The 20,381-nt window shown below is 72.2% G+C and carries 23 protein-coding genes and 4 pseudogenes; 5 read left to right on the top strand and 22 right to left on the bottom strand.

The window, feature by feature from the left end; translation table 11 throughout:
• Positions 1–11: 11 nt before the first annotated feature.
• Together ACFQ3T_RS12985 and ACFQ3T_RS12980 are read right to left on the bottom strand one after the other, a co-directional pair.
• Positions 12–1,397, bottom strand: a complete 1,386-nt coding sequence (locus ACFQ3T_RS12985; RefSeq protein ID WP_380723484.1) for a glycine--tRNA ligase — start codon at positions 1,395–1,397, stop codon at positions 12–14.
• A 627-nt stretch (positions 1,398–2,024) separates the two neighbouring features.
• On the bottom strand, positions 2,025–2,405 hold the full coding sequence (locus ACFQ3T_RS12980; protein WP_380723483.1) for an antibiotic biosynthesis monooxygenase family protein: 381 nt from the start codon (positions 2,403–2,405) through the stop codon (positions 2,025–2,027).
• Between the two features lie 17 nt (positions 2,406–2,422).
• On the opposite strand from ACFQ3T_RS12980, the gene ACFQ3T_RS12975 reads away from it, so the two are divergent.
• From ACFQ3T_RS12975 to ACFQ3T_RS12965, 3 genes are read left to right on the top strand one after another with little or no spacing between them, the layout of a single operon-like run.
• Positions 2,423–2,689 carry a hypothetical protein gene (locus tag ACFQ3T_RS12975; protein WP_380723482.1) on the top strand — a complete coding sequence of 89 codons (267 nt, stop codon included), beginning with the start codon at positions 2,423–2,425 and terminating at the stop codon, positions 2,687–2,689.
• A gap of 45 nt (positions 2,690–2,734) precedes the next feature.
• Complete coding sequence (locus tag ACFQ3T_RS12970) at positions 2,735–3,136, top strand: ArsR/SmtB family transcription factor (RefSeq protein ID WP_380723481.1); 402 nt, start codon at positions 2,735–2,737, stop codon at positions 3,134–3,136.
• A complete protein-coding gene (locus tag ACFQ3T_RS12965) occupies positions 3,133–3,564 on the top strand; it encodes a Fur family transcriptional regulator (protein ID WP_380723480.1) in 432 nt (143 codons plus the stop codon). The genes ACFQ3T_RS12970 and ACFQ3T_RS12965 overlap by 4 nt, the downstream gene beginning before the upstream one ends.
• On the opposite strand, the gene ACFQ3T_RS12960 is transcribed toward ACFQ3T_RS12965, so the two are convergent.
• The 14 genes and pseudogenes from ACFQ3T_RS12960 to ACFQ3T_RS12895 all read right to left on the bottom strand — a co-directional run.
• Positions 3,552–4,310: a TIGR03943 family putative permease subunit gene (locus ACFQ3T_RS12960; RefSeq protein ID WP_380723479.1), complete on the bottom strand. Its 759-nt coding sequence runs from the start codon at positions 4,308–4,310 to the stop codon at positions 3,552–3,554. The genes ACFQ3T_RS12965 and ACFQ3T_RS12960 overlap by 13 nt on opposite strands.
• Positions 4,311–4,323: 13 nt before the next feature.
• Positions 4,324–5,334, bottom strand: coding sequence for a permease (locus tag ACFQ3T_RS12955; protein WP_380723478.1), 1,011 nt, complete (start codon positions 5,332–5,334; stop codon positions 4,324–4,326).
• Positions 5,335–5,415: 81 nt separating this feature from the next.
• On the bottom strand, positions 5,416–5,697 hold the full coding sequence (locus ACFQ3T_RS12950) for a hypothetical protein (RefSeq protein ID WP_380723477.1): 282 nt from the start codon (positions 5,695–5,697) through the stop codon (positions 5,416–5,418).
• Complete coding sequence (locus tag ACFQ3T_RS12945; protein WP_380723476.1) at positions 5,697–6,125, bottom strand: YbjN domain-containing protein; 429 nt, start codon at positions 6,123–6,125, stop codon at positions 5,697–5,699. Before ACFQ3T_RS12945 ends, ACFQ3T_RS12950 begins: the two co-directional genes overlap by 1 nt.
• A complete protein-coding gene (locus ACFQ3T_RS12940) occupies positions 6,126–6,944 on the bottom strand; it encodes an isoprenyl transferase (RefSeq protein WP_380723475.1) in 819 nt (272 codons plus the stop codon). It lies immediately after the preceding gene.
• Positions 6,945–6,988: 44 nt separating this feature from the next.
• Positions 6,989–7,741, bottom strand: a complete 753-nt coding sequence (gene recO, locus ACFQ3T_RS12935) for a DNA repair protein RecO (protein ID WP_380723474.1) — start codon at positions 7,739–7,741, stop codon at positions 6,989–6,991.
• 10 nt (positions 7,742–7,751) lie between these two features.
• The gene (era, locus tag ACFQ3T_RS12930; RefSeq protein WP_380723473.1) at positions 7,752–8,648 is read right to left on the bottom strand and encodes a GTPase Era; all 897 of its coding nucleotides are present in this window, start codon (positions 8,646–8,648) and stop codon (positions 7,752–7,754) included.
• A gap of 36 nt (positions 8,649–8,684) precedes the next feature.
• Positions 8,685–9,686, bottom strand: a complete 1,002-nt coding sequence (locus ACFQ3T_RS12925) for a hypothetical protein (protein WP_380723472.1) — start codon at positions 9,684–9,686, stop codon at positions 8,685–8,687.
• Positions 9,687–9,763: 77 nt separating this feature from the next.
• A complete protein-coding gene (locus ACFQ3T_RS12920; protein ID WP_380723471.1) occupies positions 9,764–10,096 on the bottom strand; it encodes a cytidine deaminase in 333 nt (110 codons plus the stop codon).
• Positions 10,089–11,387, bottom strand: a complete 1,299-nt coding sequence (locus tag ACFQ3T_RS12915) for a hemolysin family protein (RefSeq protein ID WP_380723470.1) — start codon at positions 11,385–11,387, stop codon at positions 10,089–10,091. Before ACFQ3T_RS12915 ends, ACFQ3T_RS12920 begins: the two co-directional genes overlap by 8 nt.
• 13 nt (positions 11,388–11,400) lie before the next feature.
• Complete coding sequence (gene ybeY / locus ACFQ3T_RS12910; RefSeq protein ID WP_380723469.1) at positions 11,401–11,955, bottom strand: rRNA maturation RNase YbeY; 555 nt, start codon at positions 11,953–11,955, stop codon at positions 11,401–11,403.
• 5 nt (positions 11,956–11,960) lie between these two features.
• Positions 11,961–12,326 (bottom strand): annotated as a pseudogene (locus ACFQ3T_RS12905) (PhoH family protein); the annotation flags it as partial.
• A 288-nt stretch (positions 12,327–12,614) separates the two neighbouring features.
• Positions 12,615–13,055: pseudogene (locus tag ACFQ3T_RS12900) on the bottom strand (LAGLIDADG family homing endonuclease); the annotation flags it as partial.
• A 351-nt stretch (positions 13,056–13,406) separates the two neighbouring features.
• A pseudogene (locus tag ACFQ3T_RS12895) lies at positions 13,407–14,117 on the bottom strand (PhoH family protein); the annotation flags it as partial.
• Positions 14,118–14,255: 138 nt separating this feature from the next.
• On the opposite strand from ACFQ3T_RS12895, the gene ACFQ3T_RS12890 reads away from it, so the two are divergent.
• Complete coding sequence (locus ACFQ3T_RS12890; RefSeq protein ID WP_380723468.1) at positions 14,256–15,044, top strand: GNAT family N-acetyltransferase; 789 nt, start codon at positions 14,256–14,258, stop codon at positions 15,042–15,044.
• 75 nt (positions 15,045–15,119) lie between these two features.
• On the opposite strand, the gene ACFQ3T_RS12885 is transcribed toward ACFQ3T_RS12890, so the two are convergent.
• From ACFQ3T_RS12885 to hrcA, 5 genes are all read right to left on the bottom strand, one after another.
• A complete protein-coding gene (locus ACFQ3T_RS12885; RefSeq protein WP_380723467.1) occupies positions 15,120–15,461 on the bottom strand; it encodes a histidine triad nucleotide-binding protein in 342 nt (113 codons plus the stop codon).
• Between the two features lie 67 nt (positions 15,462–15,528).
• Positions 15,529–16,218 (bottom strand): alpha/beta hydrolase family protein, encoded by a 690-nt coding sequence (locus ACFQ3T_RS12880; RefSeq protein ID WP_380723466.1) that lies wholly within the window; start codon positions 16,216–16,218, stop codon positions 15,529–15,531.
• A gap of 187 nt (positions 16,219–16,405) precedes the next feature.
• Positions 16,406–17,140: a 16S rRNA (uracil(1498)-N(3))-methyltransferase gene (locus ACFQ3T_RS12875; protein WP_380723465.1), complete on the bottom strand. Its 735-nt coding sequence runs from the start codon at positions 17,138–17,140 to the stop codon at positions 16,406–16,408.
• Positions 17,137–18,288: a molecular chaperone DnaJ gene (gene dnaJ / locus ACFQ3T_RS12870; RefSeq protein WP_380723464.1), complete on the bottom strand. Its 1,152-nt coding sequence runs from the start codon at positions 18,286–18,288 to the stop codon at positions 17,137–17,139. Before dnaJ ends, ACFQ3T_RS12875 begins: the two co-directional genes overlap by 4 nt.
• 82 nt (positions 18,289–18,370) lie before the next feature.
• A complete protein-coding gene (gene hrcA, locus ACFQ3T_RS12865) occupies positions 18,371–19,393 on the bottom strand; it encodes a heat-inducible transcriptional repressor HrcA (protein WP_380723463.1) in 1,023 nt (340 codons plus the stop codon).
• Positions 19,394–19,502: 109 nt separating this feature from the next.
• Between hrcA and ACFQ3T_RS12860 the strand changes: the two genes are divergently transcribed.
• Positions 19,503–20,237, top strand: coding sequence for a GNAT family N-acetyltransferase (locus tag ACFQ3T_RS12860; RefSeq protein WP_380723462.1), 735 nt, complete (start codon positions 19,503–19,505; stop codon positions 20,235–20,237).
• A gap of 10 nt (positions 20,238–20,247) precedes the next feature.
• Here the strand turns inward: ACFQ3T_RS12860 and ACFQ3T_RS12855 are convergent.
• Positions 20,248–20,381 (bottom strand): annotated as a pseudogene (locus tag ACFQ3T_RS12855) (radical SAM family heme chaperone HemW); the annotation flags it as partial.

The raw sequence follows: 20,381 nt of genomic DNA, 5'->3' as shown, positions 1-20,381 counted from the left end.
CGGTGCACGCGTCAGGCGCCGATCAGCCGCGCGGCGAGGTAGCCCTCCAGCTGGTCCATCGACACGCGCTCCTGCGACATGGTGTCGCGCTCCCGCACCGTCACGGCCTGGTCGGTGAGGGTGTCGAAGTCGACCGTCACGCAGAACGGCGTGCCGATCTCGTCCTGCCTGCGGTAGCGGCGGCCGATGGCGCCCGCGTCGTCGAACTCGATGTTCCAGTGCTTGCGCAGGGCGTTGGCCAGGTCCTTCGCCTTGGGCGACAGGTCGGCGTTGCGCGACAGCGGCAGCACCGCGGCCTTCACCGGCGCGAGCCTGCGGTCCAGGCGGAGCACGACGCGCTTGTCGACGCCGCCCTTGGCGTTCGGCGCCTCGTCCTCGGTGTAGGCCTCGAGGAGGAACGCCATCATCGGCCGGCCGACGCCCGCGGCGGGCTCGATCACGAACGGCCGGTAGCGCGAGTTCGTGGCCTGGTCGAAGTACGACAGGTCGACGCCCGAGTGGTTCGAGTGCGTGTTCAGGTCGAAGTCGGTGCGGTTCGCGATGCCTTCCAGCTCGCCCCACTCCTGGCCGCCGAACTGGAAGCGGTACTCGATGTCGACGGTGCGCTTCGAGTAGTGCGAGAGCTTTTCCTGCGGGTGCTCGTAGTGCCGCAGGTTCTCCTTCGAGATGCCCAGCTCGTTGTACCAGCGGGTGCGCTCGTCGATCCAGTACTGGTGCCATTCCTCGTCGGTGCCGGGCTCGACGAAGAACTCCATCTCCATCTGCTCGAACTCACGCGTGCGGAAGATGAAGTTGCCGGGCGTGATCTCGTTGCGGAAGCTCTTGCCGATCTGGCCGATGCCGAACGGCGGCTTGCGACGCGACGTCGTCTGCACGTTCAGGAAGTTCGTGAAGATGCCCTGCGCGGTCTCCGGGCGCAGGTAGTGCAGGCCCTCGTCCGTCTCGACCGGGCCGAGGTGGGTCTTCAGCAGGCCGTTGAACATCTTCGGCTCGGTGTACTGGCCGCGGGTGCCGCAGTTCGGGCACGGCACGTCGGAGACGTCGCCCTCGGCGACCTCCTTGCCGGTGCGCTCGGCGTACTCCTCGACCAGCGTGTCCTGCCGGAACCGCTTGTGGCACGAGTTGCACTCGATCAGCGGGTCGACGAACGCGTCGACGTGACCGGACGCCACCCACACCTCGCGGGGCAGGATCACCGACGAGTCGAGGCCGACGACGTCCTCACGCCCCCGCACCATGAAGTTCCACCACTGGCGCTTGATGTTGTCCTTCAGCTCGACACCGAGCGGACCGTAGTCCCAGGCCGACCTGGTGCCGCCGTAGATCTCGCCGCACGGGTACACGAACCCGCGACGCTTGCACAGGCTGACGACGGTCTCGATGCGATCGGCTGCCACGGACACTCCATCGGGAGATGCAGAAGGGGACGGGAAACGGGCTTGCCAGGGTAGTCCTTGCCGTCCGGCCGCCATCGGGCGACCGGCCCAGACCTGTGCTTACGCCCCCTCGGGCGGCCTACGAGTCGCGCGTGATGTGCGACTCCGCCGACCCGATCCGCCCACGCCGCCCGACCCCACCCAGCCCGACCCCACCCAGCCCGACGACGGCGATCGCGCGCTCTTGCGCCAGGCGGCGAGCTGTACGACGGTCTCAATCGGGCCGGCCGCGCGGTCATGGGTCATCGCGTCGGCCGACAGAGGGTCGTGGACCGACTTGACGGGGTCACATCGCCGGCTGGCAGGAGGCGTCTGGCGGGCAGGGCCGGGGGCGTGCCGCTGGCCGGGCGGGGTCGCATCGCCAGTCGGCAGGGGGCTCACCTGACCGGCTGGCCGGGGTCGCCTGTCGAGCCTCGGGTGGGTGTGCCGTCGCCGGGCCGACGATCGTGCTTGCGCAGGGGTCCCCGCCCAGGGGATCCCTGTTTTTGATCCTGCCAGAGGTGACCGACGAATCCCCGCCGATCCAGCCCGCCTGTGGACAACTCGGTGAACGCCAACGCCAACGGCAACGCGAACGGAAAGCGGAGGTCAGCGCGGCGTGGTGGGGCCGGCGGCCTCGCCCAACCGGACGGTGCCGGCGTCGTGCGCCAGCAAGCTCACCTCACGGCGCACGGTCCCGCCGTCGGCCACCAGCAGTGGTTCGTAGGCCGCCGGTTCGTCGGTGTTCGCCTCCGACAGGAGGGGGATGACGTGTTCCCGCACCTCGAACGGCGACATCGCCCGCCGGTACGCCACGACCGAGTCGAACTCGACGGTCAGCACGAACCGGTCCGCCTCGTCGGTCGAGCGGGACAGTTGGGCTCGACGGCAGCCCGCCTGGGCGGTGAGCAGGGCCAACGCCCGGTCGACGCGCCCGGTGAACGCCTCGACTTCGGTTTCCGCCACGGTGAAGCGGCACACGAGCAGCACGGTGCAAGGATGCCACGGTGGCTGGTGACTCGAAGCGGACCCTGATCCCCGGTGCCGGACCGCTCTCGCGGATTCCCGCGCCGGCGGTGTTCCTGCTGGTCCTGGTGTTGTTCGGACTGGGTGTGTGGCTCCAGGGGGCGGTGGGCGCGCTGCTGCTCGGCCTGCTGGCCCTCGGCGTGGCGGCGCTGCTCGCCGTGACGTGGCCCCTGCTGACGCCCAGCGCGCGCGTCCTGAGGGTGCTGGTGCTGGCCGTGCTGGTGCTCATCACGGTGTCGGTGCTCTAGCGCCGTAGTATCGGTGGTGAAAATCCATACCACGTGGGAGGCGCCGTGACGGCAGGAGTGCGGGGCGAGCACGTGCACTCCCCGGAGCGCCAAGTGCCGCCGCCGGCGCCGCGGAAGCCCGCTCGGACGCTGTCCGCGGCCGGTGAGCTGCTGCGCGCGCTGGCCGCGCCGGTGCGGATCGCGATCGTGCTGCAACTGCGCGAGGCCGACCGGTGCGTGCACGAGCTGGTGGAGGCGCTGGGCGTGGCCCAGCCGCTGATCAGCCAGCACCTGCGGGTGCTGAAGGCCGCGGGCGTGGTGCACGGCGAGCGGCACGGCCGCGAGGTCGTCTACCGGCTCGTGGACGAGCACCTGGCGCACATCGTGGTGGACGCGGTGACCCACGTGGACGAGGGCCCGCGTGGTATCAACCAGACCGACCGGACCACCCGGACGGAGGAGATGTGACGACTAGCGAGCGCCCGACCACCGCGGTCCCCGGCCTGCGGTCGACCAAGCAGCGCACCGCCGTGTCCAAGCTGCTCGACTCGCTCGGCGAATTCCGATCGGCCCAGGAGCTGCACGAGGAGCTGCGCAAGCGCGGTGAGGGCATCGGCCTGACCACGGTCTACCGCACGCTCCAGTCGCTGGCGGACGCCGGCGAGGTGGACGTCCTGCGCACCGACTCGGGCGAGGCGATCTACCGCCGCTGCTCGCAGCACCACCACCACCACCTGGTGTGCCGCGGCTGCGGCCGCACGGTGGAGGTGGAGGGCCCGGCCGTGGAGAAGTGGGCCGACCGGGTCGCCGCGGAGAACGGGTTCGTCGAGGTCAGCCACACCGTGGAGATCTTCGGCACGTGCCGGGAGTGCGCCGGGAAGGGTCAGCCCTCGTAGGTGTCCTCCGGCGCCGGGATCGGCACGACCTCGGAGACGGTGAACGTCGGCACGAACGCGGTCTCCTTGGTCGCCGAGCCGGGCACGACCCGGCCGGTGGCCTCGATCCACTGGTCGGTCGGCAGCGCGCCGAAGTCCTGGCCGACCATCTTGGCCTTGACCGGCGAGGCGTCCGCGGCGCAGCACGAGATGGTGAGCCGGGCGACGTACACGTCGGCGTCCTTGCGCACCACGAACCCGGTGAGCTTGACCGTGCGGTCGTCGAGGGAGCCGGAGTCGTCCCAGGCGGTGCGGGTGACGAACTCGGTGATGGTGAGCGGGATGACGTCGTCGGAGGGCAGCGGCGCGAACCCGCTCGACGCCTTGGCCTCCTGGGCGGCGTTGCGGTCGGACCGGTTGACGGTGTCCGCGCCCAGCGCCGGCGGGCTGATCAGGAACACCGCGAACACCGGGAGCAGCAGCATCCACGGGCTGCGGGACGTGCCGTGGTCGTGCCCGCTGTGGTCGACCGGAGCGTGCTCGGCCCCGTCGTGCCCCTCGTGCCCGTCGGGGGCGGTCTGCGCCTGACCGGCCCGGACGTCACGCACGATCGACACCACGGCCAGCACGACCATGACGCCGCCGGTGACGACCAGCCACGGCTGCAGCGACTCCTTGACGTACCGCAGGTAGGTGCCGGTCAGCGCGAGCTTCAGCAGCGCGCCGCCGAGCAGCACCAGCAGGATGTTCTGCGTCTCACGCCTCATGGCTTTCCCCGCCTCACAGGAACACCGCTCCCGCCGCCAGTGCGGACGCGATCGCCACCACGAACGTGGCGGGGGCGAAGCGCGCCGCGAAGGACCTGCCGAACGCGCCCGCCTGCAGCGCGATGAGCTTGACGTCGACGGCCGGGCCGACGACCAGGAACACGAGCCGCGGCAGCAGCGGCAGGGCCGACATCGAGGCGGCGACGAACGCGTCGGCCTCGCTGCACAGCGCCAGCACCACGGCCAGCAGCGACAGGACCACCACGGCGAGGACGATCTGGCCGCCCAGCGTCTCCAGCCACGCCTGCGGCACGAGCACGTTGAACGCCGCCGCGAACACGCCGCCGAGCACCAGGAACCCGCCCGCGTCGACCAGGTCGTGCCGCGCGGTCTCGGCGAACACGACCCAGCGGGACGTGCCGTCGTTGTCCGGCAGCCGGCGCAGGGCGCGCTCGGCGATCCACTCCGCCTTGCCGAACCGGGTCCACAGCCAGCCCATGACGACGGCCGTGAGCAGGGCTCCCGTGAACCGGGCGGGCACCATCATCGGCGCGTTCGGGAACGCCACGGCCGTGGAGACCAGCACGATCGGGTTCACGGCGGGCGCGGCGAGCAGGAACGTCAGCGCCACGGCGGGCGCGACGCCCTGCTGCATCAGCCGTCGGGAGACCGGCACGGACGCGCACTCGCAGCCGGGCAGCGCGATGCCGGCGACGCCCGCGACGGGCACGGCGAGCGCGGTCTTCTTCGGCAACGCGCGCCGCAGCACGCTCGCCGGGATGAACGCCGCGATCGCGCCGCTGAGCAGCACACCGAGCACGAGGAACGGCAGCGCCTGCACGCAGACCGCGACGAACACCGTGGACGCGGTCCGCAGCACCGGCACGTTCAGCACGCCGACCAGCCAGTCCTGCAACACCAGCGCCAGCACCAGCACCACGCAGAGCACTTCCAGCGAAGTGATCTTCCAGCGCGGTGGCGTGCGGCGCGGACGCGATCCGCGGATCTCGCCAGTGATTGTCACTTCCGAGATGATGCCAGAACCGGCCGCCGCGACGAACCGACCAACGTCGCCTTTCGGTGAACTCCCGGCGCCACCGGGTGACTAGTCCTCAGGCGCCTCGGCGTCCTCTTCCTCGCGGAGCTCGGCGATGGTCGCGAGCACGTCGGCCGCCTCCGTCACCGGCAGCAGCGGCTCGACGACGGCGGTCACGCCGCGGCTGGACGCGAGGACTTCCTCCGCCAGCCGCACGGCGTCGTCACGCTCGTAGGGGCCGCACACGAACGACGCCCACTCGTCCCCCGCGGACGCCTCGAACGTGATGGCCCACGGCAGGCCCTCCACGTCCGAGTCGTCGTCGGGCTCGTACACGATCACACCAGCCATCAGGCACCGTCCCCGGTTCCGGCGAGCAGCTCGCTCCGCAGCTGCGAAGCGGTGGACACGACCAGCATCAACAGCGTGCTCAACGGCTCCGGCTTCAGCCCTTCGGCCGGGAACGCGTAGCGCAGCGTCACATCCATCCCCCGATCGGTGTGCACGACACCGAGCGTGCCGAACAGGCCCTGGCCCGCGCGCTCGGCGGCCGACACGGCCAAGTTCCGGTCGTCGGGCAGGTCCCACGCCACGACGCACGTCAGGCTCAGCACGGTCAGGCCCTCGGCCAGCCGCATGGCCTGCACCGCGCACGGCACCTCGCCGTGCTGGAAGCTCAGCGCGCCGTCGTCGTCGACGTGCACCTCGTGGAACATCTCCAACGCCTCGCGGGCCGCGGTCAGCAGCTCCGCGGTCACCTTGGCGTCCTCGTCGGTCACTTAGGAATCCTCCACGTCGGGCTTGTCCACGGCGCCACCGAAGCGCCGGTCGCGCATGGCGTACGCCTCGCAGGCGCGCCACAGGTCCAGCCGGTCGAAGTCCGGCCACAGGATGTCCTGGAACACCAGCTCCGCGTACGCCGACTGCCACAGCAGGAAGTTCGACGTGCGCTGCTCGCCGGACGGCCGGATGAACAGGTCCACGTCCGGCATGTCGGGCTGGTACAGGTACTTGGCGACGGTGCGCTCGTCGACCTTGTCCGGGTTGAGCTTGCCCGCCGCGACGAGCCGCGCGATCTCCCGCGCCGCGTCGCCGACCTCGGCGCGCCCGCCGTAGTTGATGCACATCGCGAGGTTCAGCACGTCGTTGTCCTTCGTGCGCTCCTCGGCGACCTCCAGCTCCTTGATGACGCTGCGCCACAGCCGCGGCCGGCGGCCCGCCCACCGCACCCGCACGCCCAGCTCGTCCAGCTCGTCGGTGCGGTGGCGGATGACGTCCCGGCTGAAGCCCATGAGGAACCGGACCTCCTCGGGGCTGCGCCGCCAGTTCTCCGTCGAGAACGCGTACAGCGACAGCCACTTCACGCCCATCTCGATGGCGCCCTTGGCGGCCTCGACCACGACGGCCTCGCCGCGCTTGTGGCCCTCGATGCGGGACAGGCCGCGCTGGTTGGCCCACCGGCCGTTGCCGTCCATCACGATCGCGATGTGCCGGGGCACGAGGTCGACCGGAAGGGTGGGCGGCGTGGCGCCGGTCGGGTGCGGTTCCGGGGGTCGGGGAACGCGCTGGACGCGCTCAACCCGCCGTCGGCGGAGCATGGCTGTCCTCTCGGGAGACTGCGGGATCGGTGCGGCAGGCGACTCTAACCGTCGGTCGGCTGCGCCTTGCGCTCGACCAAGGGCAGCGAGCGCAACTGGCGTTCCAGGTGCCACTGGAGGTGGGCGGCGACGAGGCCGCTGGCCTCGCGGCGCGCGCCGGTCGGGATGCCGTCCACCACGTCCCACGCGCCGTGCAGCAGGGCGGCGAGCAGGCGCAACGTGTCACCGGACGGCGAGGCGCTGCCCGGCGGCCGGCACCGCGGGCACACCATGCCGCCCGCGTGCACGTTGAACGCCTTGTGCGGCCCCGGATCGCCGCAGCGCGCGCAGTCGTCCACCGCGGGCGCCCACCCGGCGAACGCCATGGCCCGCATCAGGTAGGCGTCGAGGATGAGCGACGCGTCCCGCTCCTTCGCCGCGAGGGCCCGGAGCGCGCCCGTGACCAGCAGGTACAGCCGCAGTACGGGCTCGCCCTCCTCGGACGTGAGCCGGTCGGCGGTCTCCAGCACGGCGCACGCCGCCGTGTACCGCTGGTAGTCGTCCACCAGGACCACGCCGAACGCGTCGAGCGTCTGCACCTGGGTGATCACGTCCAGCGAACGTCCCGGGTAGAACTGCACGTCGACGTGCCCGAACGGCTCCAGCCGGGCGCCGAACCGGGACGAGGTGCGGCGCACGCCCTTGGCGACCGCGCGCACCTTGCCGTGCTTCTGGGTGAGCAGCGTGATGATGCGGTCGGCCTCGCCGAGCTTCTGCACCCGCAGGACCACCCCGGTGTCCCGGTAGAGGTTCGCCATCGGGAGACCCCTAGAAGCCCAGTCTGCGCAGCTGCTTCGGGTCGCGCTGCCAGTCCTTGGCGATCTTGATGTGCAGGTCGAGGTACACGCGCGTGCCGAGCAGCTTCTCGATGTGCCTGCGGGACGTGATGCCGACCTGCTTCAGGCGTTCGCCCCGGTGGCCCAGGATGATCGCCTTCTGGCTGGGCCGCTCGACGAACACGTTCGCGTGAATGTCCACGAGGTCGTCGCGGCCCTCGCGGGGCAGCATCTCCTCGACCACGACGGCGATCGAGTGCGGCAGCTCGTCCCGCACGCCCTCCAGCGCGGCCTCGCGGATCAGCTCGGCGACCAGGGTCAGCTCCGGCTCGTCGGTCAGCTCGCCGTCCGGGTACAGCGGCGGGCCCTCGGGCAGCTTGCCCAGCACCAGGTCGGACAGGGCGTCGACCTGGTAGCCGTCCACCGCGGACACCGGGATCAGGTCGGCGAAGTCCATCACCTCCTGCAGCGCGAGCAGCTGCTCGGCGACCTGCTGCTGGCCCACCAGGTCGGTCTTGGTGACGATGCCGATGACCGGGGTGCGCTTGGCGATCTTCTCCAGCTCGGCGGCGATGAACCGGTCGCCGGGGCCGACCTTCTGGTCGGCGGGCACGCAGAACCCGACCACGTCCACCTCGGACCACGTCTCGCGGACCAGGTCGTTGAGGCGCTGGCCGAGGAGGGTGCGCGGGCGGTGCAGGCCGGGGGTGTCCACGAGGACGAGCTGGCCGTCCTCGCGGTGCACGATGCCGCGAATGGTGTGCCGGGTGGTCTGCGGCTTGCTCGACGTGATCGCGACCTTGGTCCCGACCAGAGCGTTGGTCAGCGTCGACTTGCCGGCGTTGGGGCGGCCGACGAAGCACGCGAACCCGGAGCGGTAACCATCCATCCGCCCATTGTCCCCGCACCCGCCGGCCGCGCCGCGTCAGCCCTCTCCAGTCGTGGCCGCGACCTCCCGCCACTCGTCGCGCTCCAGCACGGCCCGGTAGCGGTCGAGCAGCCGGGCCCGGTGCTCGGCGGTGACGCCGGCGATCGCCCTGAGCTCGGCCAGGTTGTCGACGAGGCGGGTCCCGCGCCGGTGCCGGGCGGCGGTCGGTCGCAGCCGTTCGAAGTGCCCCAGGTGCGCTTCCAGGACCGCGTGCGCGGGTGGGTAGTGCTCCAGAGTCGTGCCCATCCCGTCGCAGTACGCCATGACGGTGAGCAAATCGGTGGTGTGGTCGACCAGGTCGTCGTCGGACCCGGTGGTGATGGCCTCGTGCAGGTGGGCGGCCGTCGCGACCTTGCCCGCGAAGTAGCCGTTGAGGTAGTCCCGGTCGCACGACCGGCGCAGCAGCCAGTCCCGCGCCCCGGCGCCGCCGACCGCGCACAGCGCCTCCACCACGTACACGCGACCCCAGCCGGCGACCCGGTCACCCAGCCACACCAAGGCGTCCGAACCCCCTCGGCGGCGCTGCAACGCGGCCGCGGCCAGCGGTCCGAACGTGTCCGACAGCAACCCGATCGTGCGGATCAGCGGGATGTCGTCCTCGTCGTGGTCGGAGGCGAGCAACGCCAGGCCCACCGCGACGGCGTACTGGTGCTCGCCGTGCCGGACCAGCCAACGGCCCGTCCGGCGGACCCGCTCCCGGTCGGCGCGCAGGGCGGCCGCGGCGATGTGGTCGTTGCGGTGGATCGGCACGTCGAGGTCGCGCACGGCCTCCGCCAGGGCTTCCGGCGGGTCGTCACCGGCGAAGTGGCGGTCCAGGGCGGCGGCGACGTCCGCGCCGACGCGTCGCTGCTCGGTCCGCCGAGGCCGGCGCCGCGGCCGCGGCTCGTCGGGGAACGGCCTGCCGTCACGGGGCAGCGGTCCGTCCGGGTGCCGCTCGTGCAGGCGCACGGCGTGGTCGTACAGGCTGGTCCGGGGGCCCGCCCCGGTCGTCCCGCTCACCGGCGGACGGAGGACTCGATTCTCTCGGTCATGATCGCGATCCTAGCCGTCCGACCGGCAACGGGCGTCCCTCCGGTCTACACGGTCTCCCGCACGGCGCCGGACGCGTCGGCCCGCAGCACCGGCGCGCCCGCCGTCAGGTCGCGCACCGCCGCCACCGAGTCGGCGTCCACGGCCCCGGCCTCCGTGACCACGGCCGCCGCCTCCAACCCCTCCGCGCCGCTCGCCACGGCCGCCGCGACGGCCGCCTGCAACGCGGTCAGCTTCAACGACGGCAAGGCGACCGTGGTGGCCGCGTAGGTCCGGCCGTCGGTGTCGCGCACCGCCGCGCCCTCGGCCGCACCCGTGCGGGCCCGCGCCGAACGCGCCAGCGTGACGATCTTCTGGTCCTCGGGGTCGAGGTCAGTCACCGGAGTCCCCCTCGCTGTTGTCGCCGTTGTTCAGCGGCCGCACGAGCACCGTCGTGATGCGCATCCGCCCGCGTTCGTCCTTGCCGCCCTCGGCCCGCATCCGCAGGCCCGCGATCTCCGCCTCCGTGCCCGGCAGCGGCACGCGGCCCAGGCGCTGCGCCAGCAGGCCGCCCACGGTCTCGACCTCGTGGTCGTCCAGCTCCGTGCCGAACAACGCGTCCAGGTCGTCCACCGGCAGCCGGGCGCTGACCCGCACCGACCCGTCCGTCAGGTGCTCCACCGGCGGCCGGTCGTCGGTGTCGGACTCGTCGGTGATCTCACCGACGATCTCCTCCAGGATGTCCTCGATCGTGAGCAGGCCCGCCGTGCCGCCGTACTCGTCCACCACGATCGCCAGGTGGTTGCGCGACAGCTGCATCTCCCGCAGCAGGTCCGCGATCGGCTTCGAGTCCGGGATGAACGACGCCGGCTTCATCACGTCCGCCACGGACGTGCCGTTCGGCTCCTCCGCCAGCGTCAGCCGCACCAGGTCCTTCAGGTTCACCACGCCGACGATGTCGTCGACGCTCTCCCCGATCACCGGCACCCGCGTGTACCCGGTCCGCAGCGACAGCGCCAACGCCTGGCGGATCGACTTGGTCTGCTCGATCCACACGATCTCGGTGCGCGGCACCATCACCTCGCGCGCGATCGTGTCGCCCAGCTCGAAGACCGAGTGGATCATCTCCCGCTCGCCCTCGTCCACGACGCCGCGCTCCTGCGCCATGTCGACCAGCTCGCGCAGCTCGACCTCGGACGAGAACGGGCCCTCGCGGAAGCCCTTGCCGGGCGTGATCGCGTTGCCGACCAGGATCAGCAGCCTGCTCAACGGCCCCAGCACGCGGCCGAGCACCCGGATCGGGCCGGCCGCGAGCAGGCTCACCGCGTACGGGTGCTGCCGGCCGATGGTCCGCGGACCCACGCCCACCAGCACGTACGACACCACGAGCATGCTCAGCCCGGCGACCAGCATCGCCACCCAGCCGGTGTCGATCAGCCCCAGGCACACCACGGTCACCAGCACCGTCGCGGCCAGCTCGCAGCCCAGGCGCAGCAACAGCAGCAGGTTCACGTGCCGCGGCCGGTCCGCGAGCAGCTGGATCAGCTGACGCGTGCCCGCCCGGCCCTGCCGCTGCAACGCCTCGACGCGGGCGCGCGACACCGTGCCCAGCGCGGCGTCCACCCCGGCGAACACGCCCGCCGTCAACACCAACACCACGGCCAGCACCAGCAGGCCGGCGGAACTGCCCATCACGTCGGCCGCCTCAGGGTGTCGGCTCGGGCCGGTCCGCGTCGTCCAGCCCGACCGCCCCGAGCAGCTTCGAGTCGGCCTCGCGCTGCGCCGACTTGCGCTCCGCCTCGGCCGCCGCGGTGCGGAAGTCGGCCAGGATGCGGTTCTGCAACGTGAACATCTCCCGCTCCTCGGCGGGCTCGGCGTGGTCGTAGCCGAGCAGGTGCAGCACGCCGTGCACGGTCAGCAGGTGCAGTTCGTCGAGCAGGCTGTGGCCCGCCTTCTTGGCCTGGTCCTTGGCGAAGTCCGGGCACAGCACGATGTCGCCGAGCAGCGCCGGGCCGAGGCCCGCCGCGTCGGGACGGCGCGCGGAGTCCAGCTCGTCCATCGGGAACGCCATGACGTCCGTCGGGCCGGGCAGGTCCATCCAGCGCTGGTGCAGGTCCGCCATCACGTCCAGCTCGACCAGCAGGACGGACAGCTCGGCCAACGGGCTGACGCCCATCCGGTCCAGGGCGAACCGGGCGGCGGAGACGATGGACGGCTCGTCCACCTGCACGCCCGACTCGTTCGCGATCTCGATGCTCACGGCGCCTATCGTCCCCGGCGCTGCCCGCGCGACCGCGCACCGGGTCCGGCGTGGTGCTGGTGCCGGTCGGCCGCGTCGCCCTCGTCCTGCTCGACCTGCCACTTCTCGTAGGCGTCCACGATGTCCGCCACGAGCCGGTGGCGCACCACGTCGCTGCTGGTCAGGATGGAGAAGTGGACGTCCTCGACGCCTTCGAGGATGTCCTTGACCACCTTGAGCCCGCTGCGCTGGCCGCCGGGCAGGTCGACCTGGGTGATGTCACCGGTCACCACGATCTTCGACCCGAACCCCAACCGGGTGAGGAACATCTTCATCTGCTCGGGCGTCGTGTTCTGCGCCTCGTCCAGGATGATGAACGCGTCGTTCAGCGTGTTGTGCGTCAGCAGGTAGTCCTCGGTGACGTACAGCGAGTCCGCGGCCGCCACCTGGATGCACACCGCTTCGGCACGACCCGCCGGTTCGATGCTGTCGATGAACCGCATGGGCCGCCCGCCGCCGCCCGCCGCCAGGTACTTCTCCCGCTTGCGGGCGAGCCGGAACGGTTCGACGCCCTCGGGCAGGCGGATGTCGACGACGTGCGCGTCGTGGCGGTTCACCACCTCGCGCCCGGACGCCCAACCGGGCTTCCGGCCGTCGGCCACGCGCGTCCGGGCGTAGGCGACGCCGCCCAGCGACCGGACCAACCGCACCACGTCATCCCTGAGCACGGCCGACGTGGTCGTGTACTGGATCCGGCAGGTGCGACCCGCCTGCGTCACCGGACCGCCGTCGGCGTCCAGCAACCCCTGCAGCACGCCCAGCCTGACCTCGGCCGTGTTGGCGAGGTAGTCGTCCGGGATGAACTTGGTGTGCGAACGGGTGCCGAGGAGCTTCAGCCGCCGGAGCGCCCCGGTGACGGGGTTCTCCAGCGTCACGACGTCACCCGGCGACTTCACCCGGTTGAGGGTGTAGTTCACCCGGTCTTTCCAGTTCACCGCCACACCGGGCAGGGCGGACTGGAGCGCGACCGCCAGCTCGGGGTCGTCGGTCGCGAAAGACGGTGTGGTCGAGCCGGTCAGGCAGCCGTCGCCGAGCAGCAGGCCCAGGGCGTACGGGTCCATCGGGACCTCGCGCGCCGGGTGGCACGTCGGCGCGCTCAGCAGCGGCAACTCGTACCGCCGGGCGTGCGCCGCCCGGAGGTTGCCGATCATCTCCTCGGTCCGCAGCACCCGCCACGGCTTGTTCCGGCGGCGGTCGGACCTGGTCCGCACCGTCCAGAGGTGATCGCCGCAGGCCAGCGTCGAAGCGCCGTCCTGGGCCGAGACCCGGTAGATGTCCTTCTCGCCCTGCGGGTAGACACCGAGCACCGGCGTCGGTTCGCCGTTCGAGCCGATGACCAGGTCGCCGACGCGCAGGCTCCCGATGGGCCGGAAGCCCTCCGGGGTCAGCACGTTGGTGAACACCGGCTGCGCCCGGCCACGCATGTAGGCCAGTGGGGCGACCTCGATCGTGCCCGCCTGGGTGAGGCGCGGGATGGATTCGGGGTCGACCATGTCGTGCAGCGCGTCGTACAGGGGGCGCAGGTACGGGTCGATCTTCTCGTACAGGGTGCCCGGCAGGTAGCCGAGCCGCTCGCCCGCCTCGACGGCCGGCCGGGTCAGGATGATCCGGTTGACCTGCTTGGCCTGGAGCGCCTGCACGGCCTTCGCCATCGCCAGGTACGTCTTGCCGGTGCCGGCGGGACCGATGCCGAACACCACGGTGTTCTGGTCGATCGCGTCGACGTAGTGCTTCTGGTTCAGCGTCTTCGGCCGGATGGTGCGGCCGCGCCGGGAGATGATGTCGAGGCTCAGCACCTCGGCGGGCGACTCGCTGGTGCCCGCGGACAGCATCGCGACGGTGCGGCGGACCGTGTCCGGCCCGACCTGCTGGCCCCGGCCGGCGAGCGTGATGAGCTCGGAGAACACGCGCTCGGCGAACGCCACGTCGGCGGGCTGGCCGGACAGGGTGATCTCGTTGCCGCGCACGTGCACGTCGGCGTCCAGCAGTTCCTCGGCGAGCCGGAGGTTCTCGTCGCGCGACCCGAGCAGGGCGAGCACCGCGCCGTCGGGCACGGCGAACTTGGATTGGGCGTCGGCCGCGGCCCGGCCGGCCTGCGGCGTGTTGTCAGCGGTACCGGCCACGTGGCCTCGGGCCCTCTTCCTGCGCGTTCGCGCCGTGCTCGGGGTGAACTGGACGTACCCGGTCGATGCTAGTCGCCCCCACCGACAGTCCGCACTGGAGTAAGAAACGGGTTGGACACGGCGTGTCTACTCGGTGACGTGGAGGAGTTGCGGTTCCTGACCCCCGACGACGTGCCCGCCTGCGTCCGCCTGGCGTCCAGCCGGCAGTGGTCGCCGGAGCCGGGCAAGTGGGCGTTCCTGCTGCGCGTCGGAACCGGTTTCGGGCTGGTCGACGGCGGTGAGCTGGTCGGCACGACGATCATCACCCGGTTCGGTGACGAGCACGTGGCGGTGAGCATGGTGCTGGTCGCGGAGAGCCACGCCGGGCGCGGGCTGGGGCGGCGGCTGGTGGGGCACGCGCTGGAGTTCGCGGGCACGCCGGTCGCGTCGCTGCACGCCACGTCGCACGGCAAGCCGCTGTACGAGAAGCTCGGGTTCCGCTCGGTGGGCCGGGTGACGGCGCACCTCGGCGCGTTCGACGGGACGGCGTCCGGCGCGTCGCGGCCGGTGGGCGACGCGGACCGGGCGGGCGTCGTGGCGGCCGACGCCGAGGTGTTCGGCGCCGACCGGTCGGCGATGTGGCACGAGCTGTTCGGGTTCGCGTCGCAGGTCAGGGTGGCCGACGACGGGTTCGCGGCGGCTTGGCCCAACGGTCCCGTGTCGATGGTCGGGCCGGTGGTCGCGCCGTCCGCCGAGCGCGCGGCCGCGTTGATCGCGGACCTGGCGGCCGGGTCGACGGTGCGGGTGGACGTGCAGGACGCGGCGTTGGCGGCCTGGCTGCGGGCCCGCGGGCTCACGCAGCGCTACACCGTCGACCTGATGGTGCGCGGTGAGCTCGCGGGTGACCGTTCACGGCTGTTCGCCCCGCTCATGCAGGCCCTCGGCTGAGACGTCTCGGGGCCGGGGCGTCTCGGGGCTGGGCCGTGTCAGGACTGGGCCGTGTCAGGGCTGGGGCGGCCGGCGCTAGGCGAGCGGGCCGAGGCGGCGTCCGCCGAGCACGTGCAGGTGGGCGTGGAAGACGGTCTGGCCCGCGTCCTGGCCGGTGTTGAACAGCAGGCGGTAGCCGCTGTCGGCGACGCCCTCGGCCTTCGCCACCTCGCCGGCGGCCAGGAAGAGGTCGTCGAGGACACCGGGCGCGGCGGCGGCCAGGGCGACGGCGTCCGGCGCGTGCGTCTTGGGCACGAGCACGACGTGCGTCGGCGCCTGGGGTGAGATGTCGCGGAACGCCAGCGTGGTGTCGGTCTCGTGCACCACGGTGGCCGGGATCTCGCGGGCGACGATGCGGCAGAACAGGCAGTCGGACATGGGTCCGCAGGCTACCGACCCGCCGGGGCCGGCGCGGCAGGACCGGCCCGCAGAGGCCGGCTGAGGGTCAGGCGCCGGCCAGGCGCAGTGCGGCGTCCCGGCACGCGGCCCACGCGGCGGCGCCGGGGGTGATCACGTCCATGTGGCCGACGCCGGGCAGCTCCACCAGTTCCGCGCCGGACGTCCGGGCGAACGCCTCGCTCTGCTCGAACGGCACGTCCTCGTCGTCCCGGCCGTGCACGAGCACCATCGGCTTGTCGATCGGCAGCAGGGCGGCCGGTGACGCGTCGGCGTACCGCTCGGGCACCTCGTCCGGCGTGCCGCCGAGCAGTTCGGCCGCGCGGCGGGTGATCTGCGGGTGCTGGAGGAAGTCGAGGACCCCGGCCTGGGCGACGGCGCCGACCACGCGGGGGTGACGGGCGGCGGCCCAGACGGCCAGGTGGCCGCCGGCGGAGTGACCGAGCGTGACCACAGGGCCGAGCGCGGGGTCGAGGGCGTCGAGGGCGGCGAGCACGTCGTCGCCGGTCTCGGGCCACCCGCCGCCTCCGCCTACCCGCCGGTACTCGATGTTGTAGGCGGCGGCGCCGTGGGCGACCAGGTCGGCGGCCAGCGGCCTGCCGAGTTCGAGCCCATAACGCTGGTGCCAAAAACCACCGTGGATTACCACGATGACGGGAAACGATTCACCGGAAGGCGCGGAATACTCGCCGAACTGGCTCGGGTGACCGCCGTAGCCGATGCGCAAACCACACCCCATCGCATAAAGAGGCCGCGTCGCGGTGGGACCTGGGGGTCGTCCCACCGCGACGCGGCGAACGCCGGACCGAGGGGGGAGGTGTCCGGCGAGTCTGGTCCGAAGGGCCGATCGAAGTTAGACCAATGCAACCCCTCGGCCCTGAGCGTAACCCCTATGTCAGGCGTTCGCCAGCAGGAACCGCCGACCACTACCGCCAGCGATCGGTCAGCACACCGAGCGCACCCAAAGCCACCGCCGCCGCCGTCGAGGATCGCAGAACGGTAGGGCCCAGTCGCACTACGTGCGCGCCGACGCCGGTCAACGCCGACAATTCCTCGTCGGTGATGCCGCCTTCCGGTCCGACCACGAGCAGCACATCGCCGGAAGCCGGCAGCTGAACCGATTCGATCGCCGAGGAAGAGGATTCGTGCAAAACCAATGCGATGGCGGACGACGCGGCCAGGCGCGCGAGGCCCGCCGTCGACACGGGTTCGGCGACCGACGGCACGCGGGCGCGCCGGGCCTGCTTGGCCGCCTCGCGGGCGGTGCTGCGCCACCGTTCGAGGGCCTTCGCGCCGCGCGGTCCGTCCTCCCACTTGGTCACGCAGCGCGAGGCCCGCCACGGCACGACGCCGTCCACCCCGGCCTCGGTGGCCAGCTCGACGGCGAGCTCGCCGCGGTCGCCCTTCACCAGCGCCTGGGCCAGGACCACGCGCACCGCGGGTTCCGGCACGACCCACCGCTCCACGACGCGCAGCCGCAGCGAGTCCTTGAACGCCTCCTCGACCACGCACCGCACCTGGGCGCCGGAGCCGTCGGAGAGCACCAGCTCCTCCCCCGACCGCAGCCGGCGCACGGTGGCCGCGTGCCGCCCCTCCGGGCCGTCCAGGACCGCCTCGTCGCCGGACGGCAGCGCGGCGACCAGGAAGACCGGGAGCGTCACCGGTGGTTGCGGCCGGCCCGGAGCCGCGAGAACAGCCCGCCGCCGCCCTTGCCGTTGTGCGCGAGCGTCGGCTCGTCCTCGCCGCGAACCACGGCCAGTTCGCGCAGCAGCTCGGCCTGCCGGGCGTCCAGCTTGGTCGGCGTCACGACCTCGAGGTGGACGTGCAGGTCGCCGCGGCCGTCGATGCGCCCGCTGGAGCGCAGGCGGGGCATGCCGCGCCCGGTGAGCACCAGTTCGGTGTTCGGCTGGGTGCCGGGTTCGATCTCCAGCTCCTCCTCGCCGTCCAACGTCTGCAGCGGCAGCACCGCACCGAGCGCCGCGGTCGTCATCGGGATGCGCACCGAGCAGTGCAGGTTCGCGCCGTCGCGCTCGAAGACCTCGTGCGGCACCTCCTCGACCTCGACGTACAGGTCGCCCGCCGGTCCGCCGCCGGGGCCGACCTCGCCCTGGCCCGCGAGCCGCACCCGCATGCCCTCGGCCACGCCGGCCGGGATCTGCACCGAGATGGTCCGCCGCGAGCGCACCCGGCCCTCGCCGGCGCACTGCTGGCACGGGTCGGGGATGACCTCGCCGAGCCCCCGGCAGACCGGGCACGGCCGCGCCGTGACGACCTGCCCGAGGAACGAGCGCTGCACCGACTGCACCTCGCCCCGCCCGCCGCACGTGTCGCAGCGCACCGGGGACGAGCCCTCGGCGCAGCCGCTGCCCACGCACCGGTCGCACAGGATCGCCGTGTCGACGGTCAGCTCCCGCGAAGCGCCCGCCGCGCACTCCTCCAGCGTCATCGACAGCCGGATCAGCGCGTCGGAACCGGGCTGCACGCGGCTGCGCGGACCGCGTCCGCCACCGCCGCCCGCGCCGAAGAACGCGTCCATGATGTCGCCGAGACCGAACCCCGCGAACGGGTCTCCGCCGCCGCGCATACCACCGCCGCCGGGCTCCAACGGGTCGCCGCCCAGGTCGACGACCTGCCGCTTCTTCGGGTCTGACAGGACCTCGTAGGCGGCGGTCACCTCCTTGAAGCGGGCTTCCTCGTTGGGGTTGACGTCGGGGTGCAGCTGCCGCGCGAGCTTGCGGTAGGCGCGCTTGATCTCCTCGGGTGTCGCGTTCTTGGAGACCCCGAGCGTGCCGTAGTAGTCCCTCGCCACCGTGAATCCTCCTGCGGGCGCGCTTCGACACGCGCTCGCTCGCTTGCGAAACGTCCTCCGGGACCGCGGTGTTCCCCCGCCGTCACCGTCCGGTCAAGATCTCCCCCACGTAGTTGGCGACCGCTCGCACGGCCGCCATCGTCCCGGGGTAGTCCATCCGGGTGGGCCCCACCACTCCCATGCCGCCGAGCAGGTTGTCCCGGCTGCCGTAGCCGATGGACACGATCGAGGTGCTGCGCATCTCGGCCGCTTCGTTCTCCTCGCCGATGTGCACCAGGATCCGGCCGGGATCGCGGGCGGCGGCCAGCAGCTTCAGCACGACGACCTGCTCTTCCAGCGCCTCCAGAACCTGGCGCAGCGAACCCGGGAAGTCTGCCACGTTGCGGGTGAGGTTCGCCGTGCCACCCAGCACCAGGCGCTCCTCGGGGTGCTCCACCAGCGACTCGATCAGGACCGTGCTCACCCGCAGCACGGCGTCGCGCAGGTCGCTCGGCGCGTCGTCGGGCAGCTTGGCGACCTCGGCGGACGCGTCGGACAGGCGCTTGCCGACCATGGCCCCGTTGAGCATGGTCCGCACGCGGGCCACGTTCTCCTCGGTGATCACGTCGCCGAGGTCGACGGAGCGCTGGTCGACGCGGCCGGTGTCGGTGATCAGCACCAGCATCAGCCGGGCCGGTGTGATGGCGACCACTTCGATGTGGCGGACGGTGGAGCGGCTCAGCGTCGGGTACTGGATGACGGCGACCTGGCGGGTGAGCTGGGCGAGCAGCCGCACGCTGCGCCGCAGCACGTCGTCCAGGTCGTAGGCGCCTTCGAGGAAGCTCTGGATGGCCTTGCGCTCGGGCGAGGACAGCGGCTTGACCTCGCTGAGCCGGTCGACGAACAGGCGGTAGCCCTTGTCCGTGGGGACGCGGCCGGCGCTGGTGTGCGGCTGCGTGATGTAGCCGTCCTCCTCCAGCGAGGCCATGTCGTTGCGGACGGTCGCACTCGACACGCCCAGGTTGTGCCGTTCGACCAGGGCTTTCGAGCCGACCGGCTCCTGGTTGGACACGTAGTCGGCGACGATTGCGCGCAGCACTTCGAACCGGCGCTCATCGGCGTTCACGCGCGTCACCTCCAGGAAGACTGACTGCTCCACCTCGAGTTTACGGAGGTGAGGGCGCGGATCGGAAAAGTCGCTCGCCCGGCTTCGGGCCACGTGGATAACGTCCGGTGTGCACAGCCGCATCCAGAACGCCCTGCGTGACGCCATCCGGACGGACGCCGAGCGCGTCGGGCCGTTCCTGGTGCGCTTCGACGCCCACAGCGACCACCTGTTCCTGAACTACGCCGTGCCCGACGAGGGCGTCGCGCCGACGCGCGCCGACGTGGACGGGCTGGTCGCGGAGTTCCGGGCCCGGTCGCGGACGCCGAGGCTGGAGTACCTGCGGCCGTCGCCGGCGGTGGACGCCGTGCTGGCGGAGGCCGGGTTCACGATCGACCAGCTGCTGCCGGTGATGGTGGTCGAGGCGCTGACGCCGCCCGCGCCGCGCGCCGGGCTGACCGTGGAGGCGGTGACGTCGGACGACGACCTGCTGGCCGTGTCCGTGGTGCAGAACACGGCGTTCGGCGTCGGCGCGCTGGCCGGGCCCGAAGACGTGGCGCGGCAGCGGTCGTTGCTGCGGGACGACGGTGTGATCGTGCTCGCCCGGGTGGACGGCGAACCGGCCGGCGCGGGCGCGCACACGGCTCCGCGTGACGGCTTGGCGCAGGTGGCGGGCATCGCGGTGCTGCCGTCGTTCCGGCGGCGCGGTGTCGCGTCGGCGGTCTGCGCCGACCTCACCGCGCGCGTGTTCGGCGCGGGCTGCACGCCGTTCCTGGAGACGGAGCCGGACGAGAAGGTGGACCGCCTGTACGGGCCGCTGGGTTACCGGACCGTCGGCCACTCGGCGTCGGTCACGTTGGCCTGACCCGGGCGGCTCAGGTGAGCCGGCGCACCACGGCGTCGGCGAGGAGCCTGCCCCGGTCGGTCAGCACGCACCGGCCGTCGGCCAGCGCGGCGGCGTCGAGCGGGCCGTCCGCGGCGGCGGTCCTGGCCTCGGCCCGGCCGTCGG

The sequence above is a fragment of the Saccharothrix hoggarensis genome (genome assembly GCF_042678885.1).
Lineage (GTDB): Bacteria > Actinomycetota > Actinomycetes > Mycobacteriales > Pseudonocardiaceae > Actinosynnema > Actinosynnema hoggarensis.
This window is presented reverse-complemented; position numbering and strand designations above follow the sequence as displayed.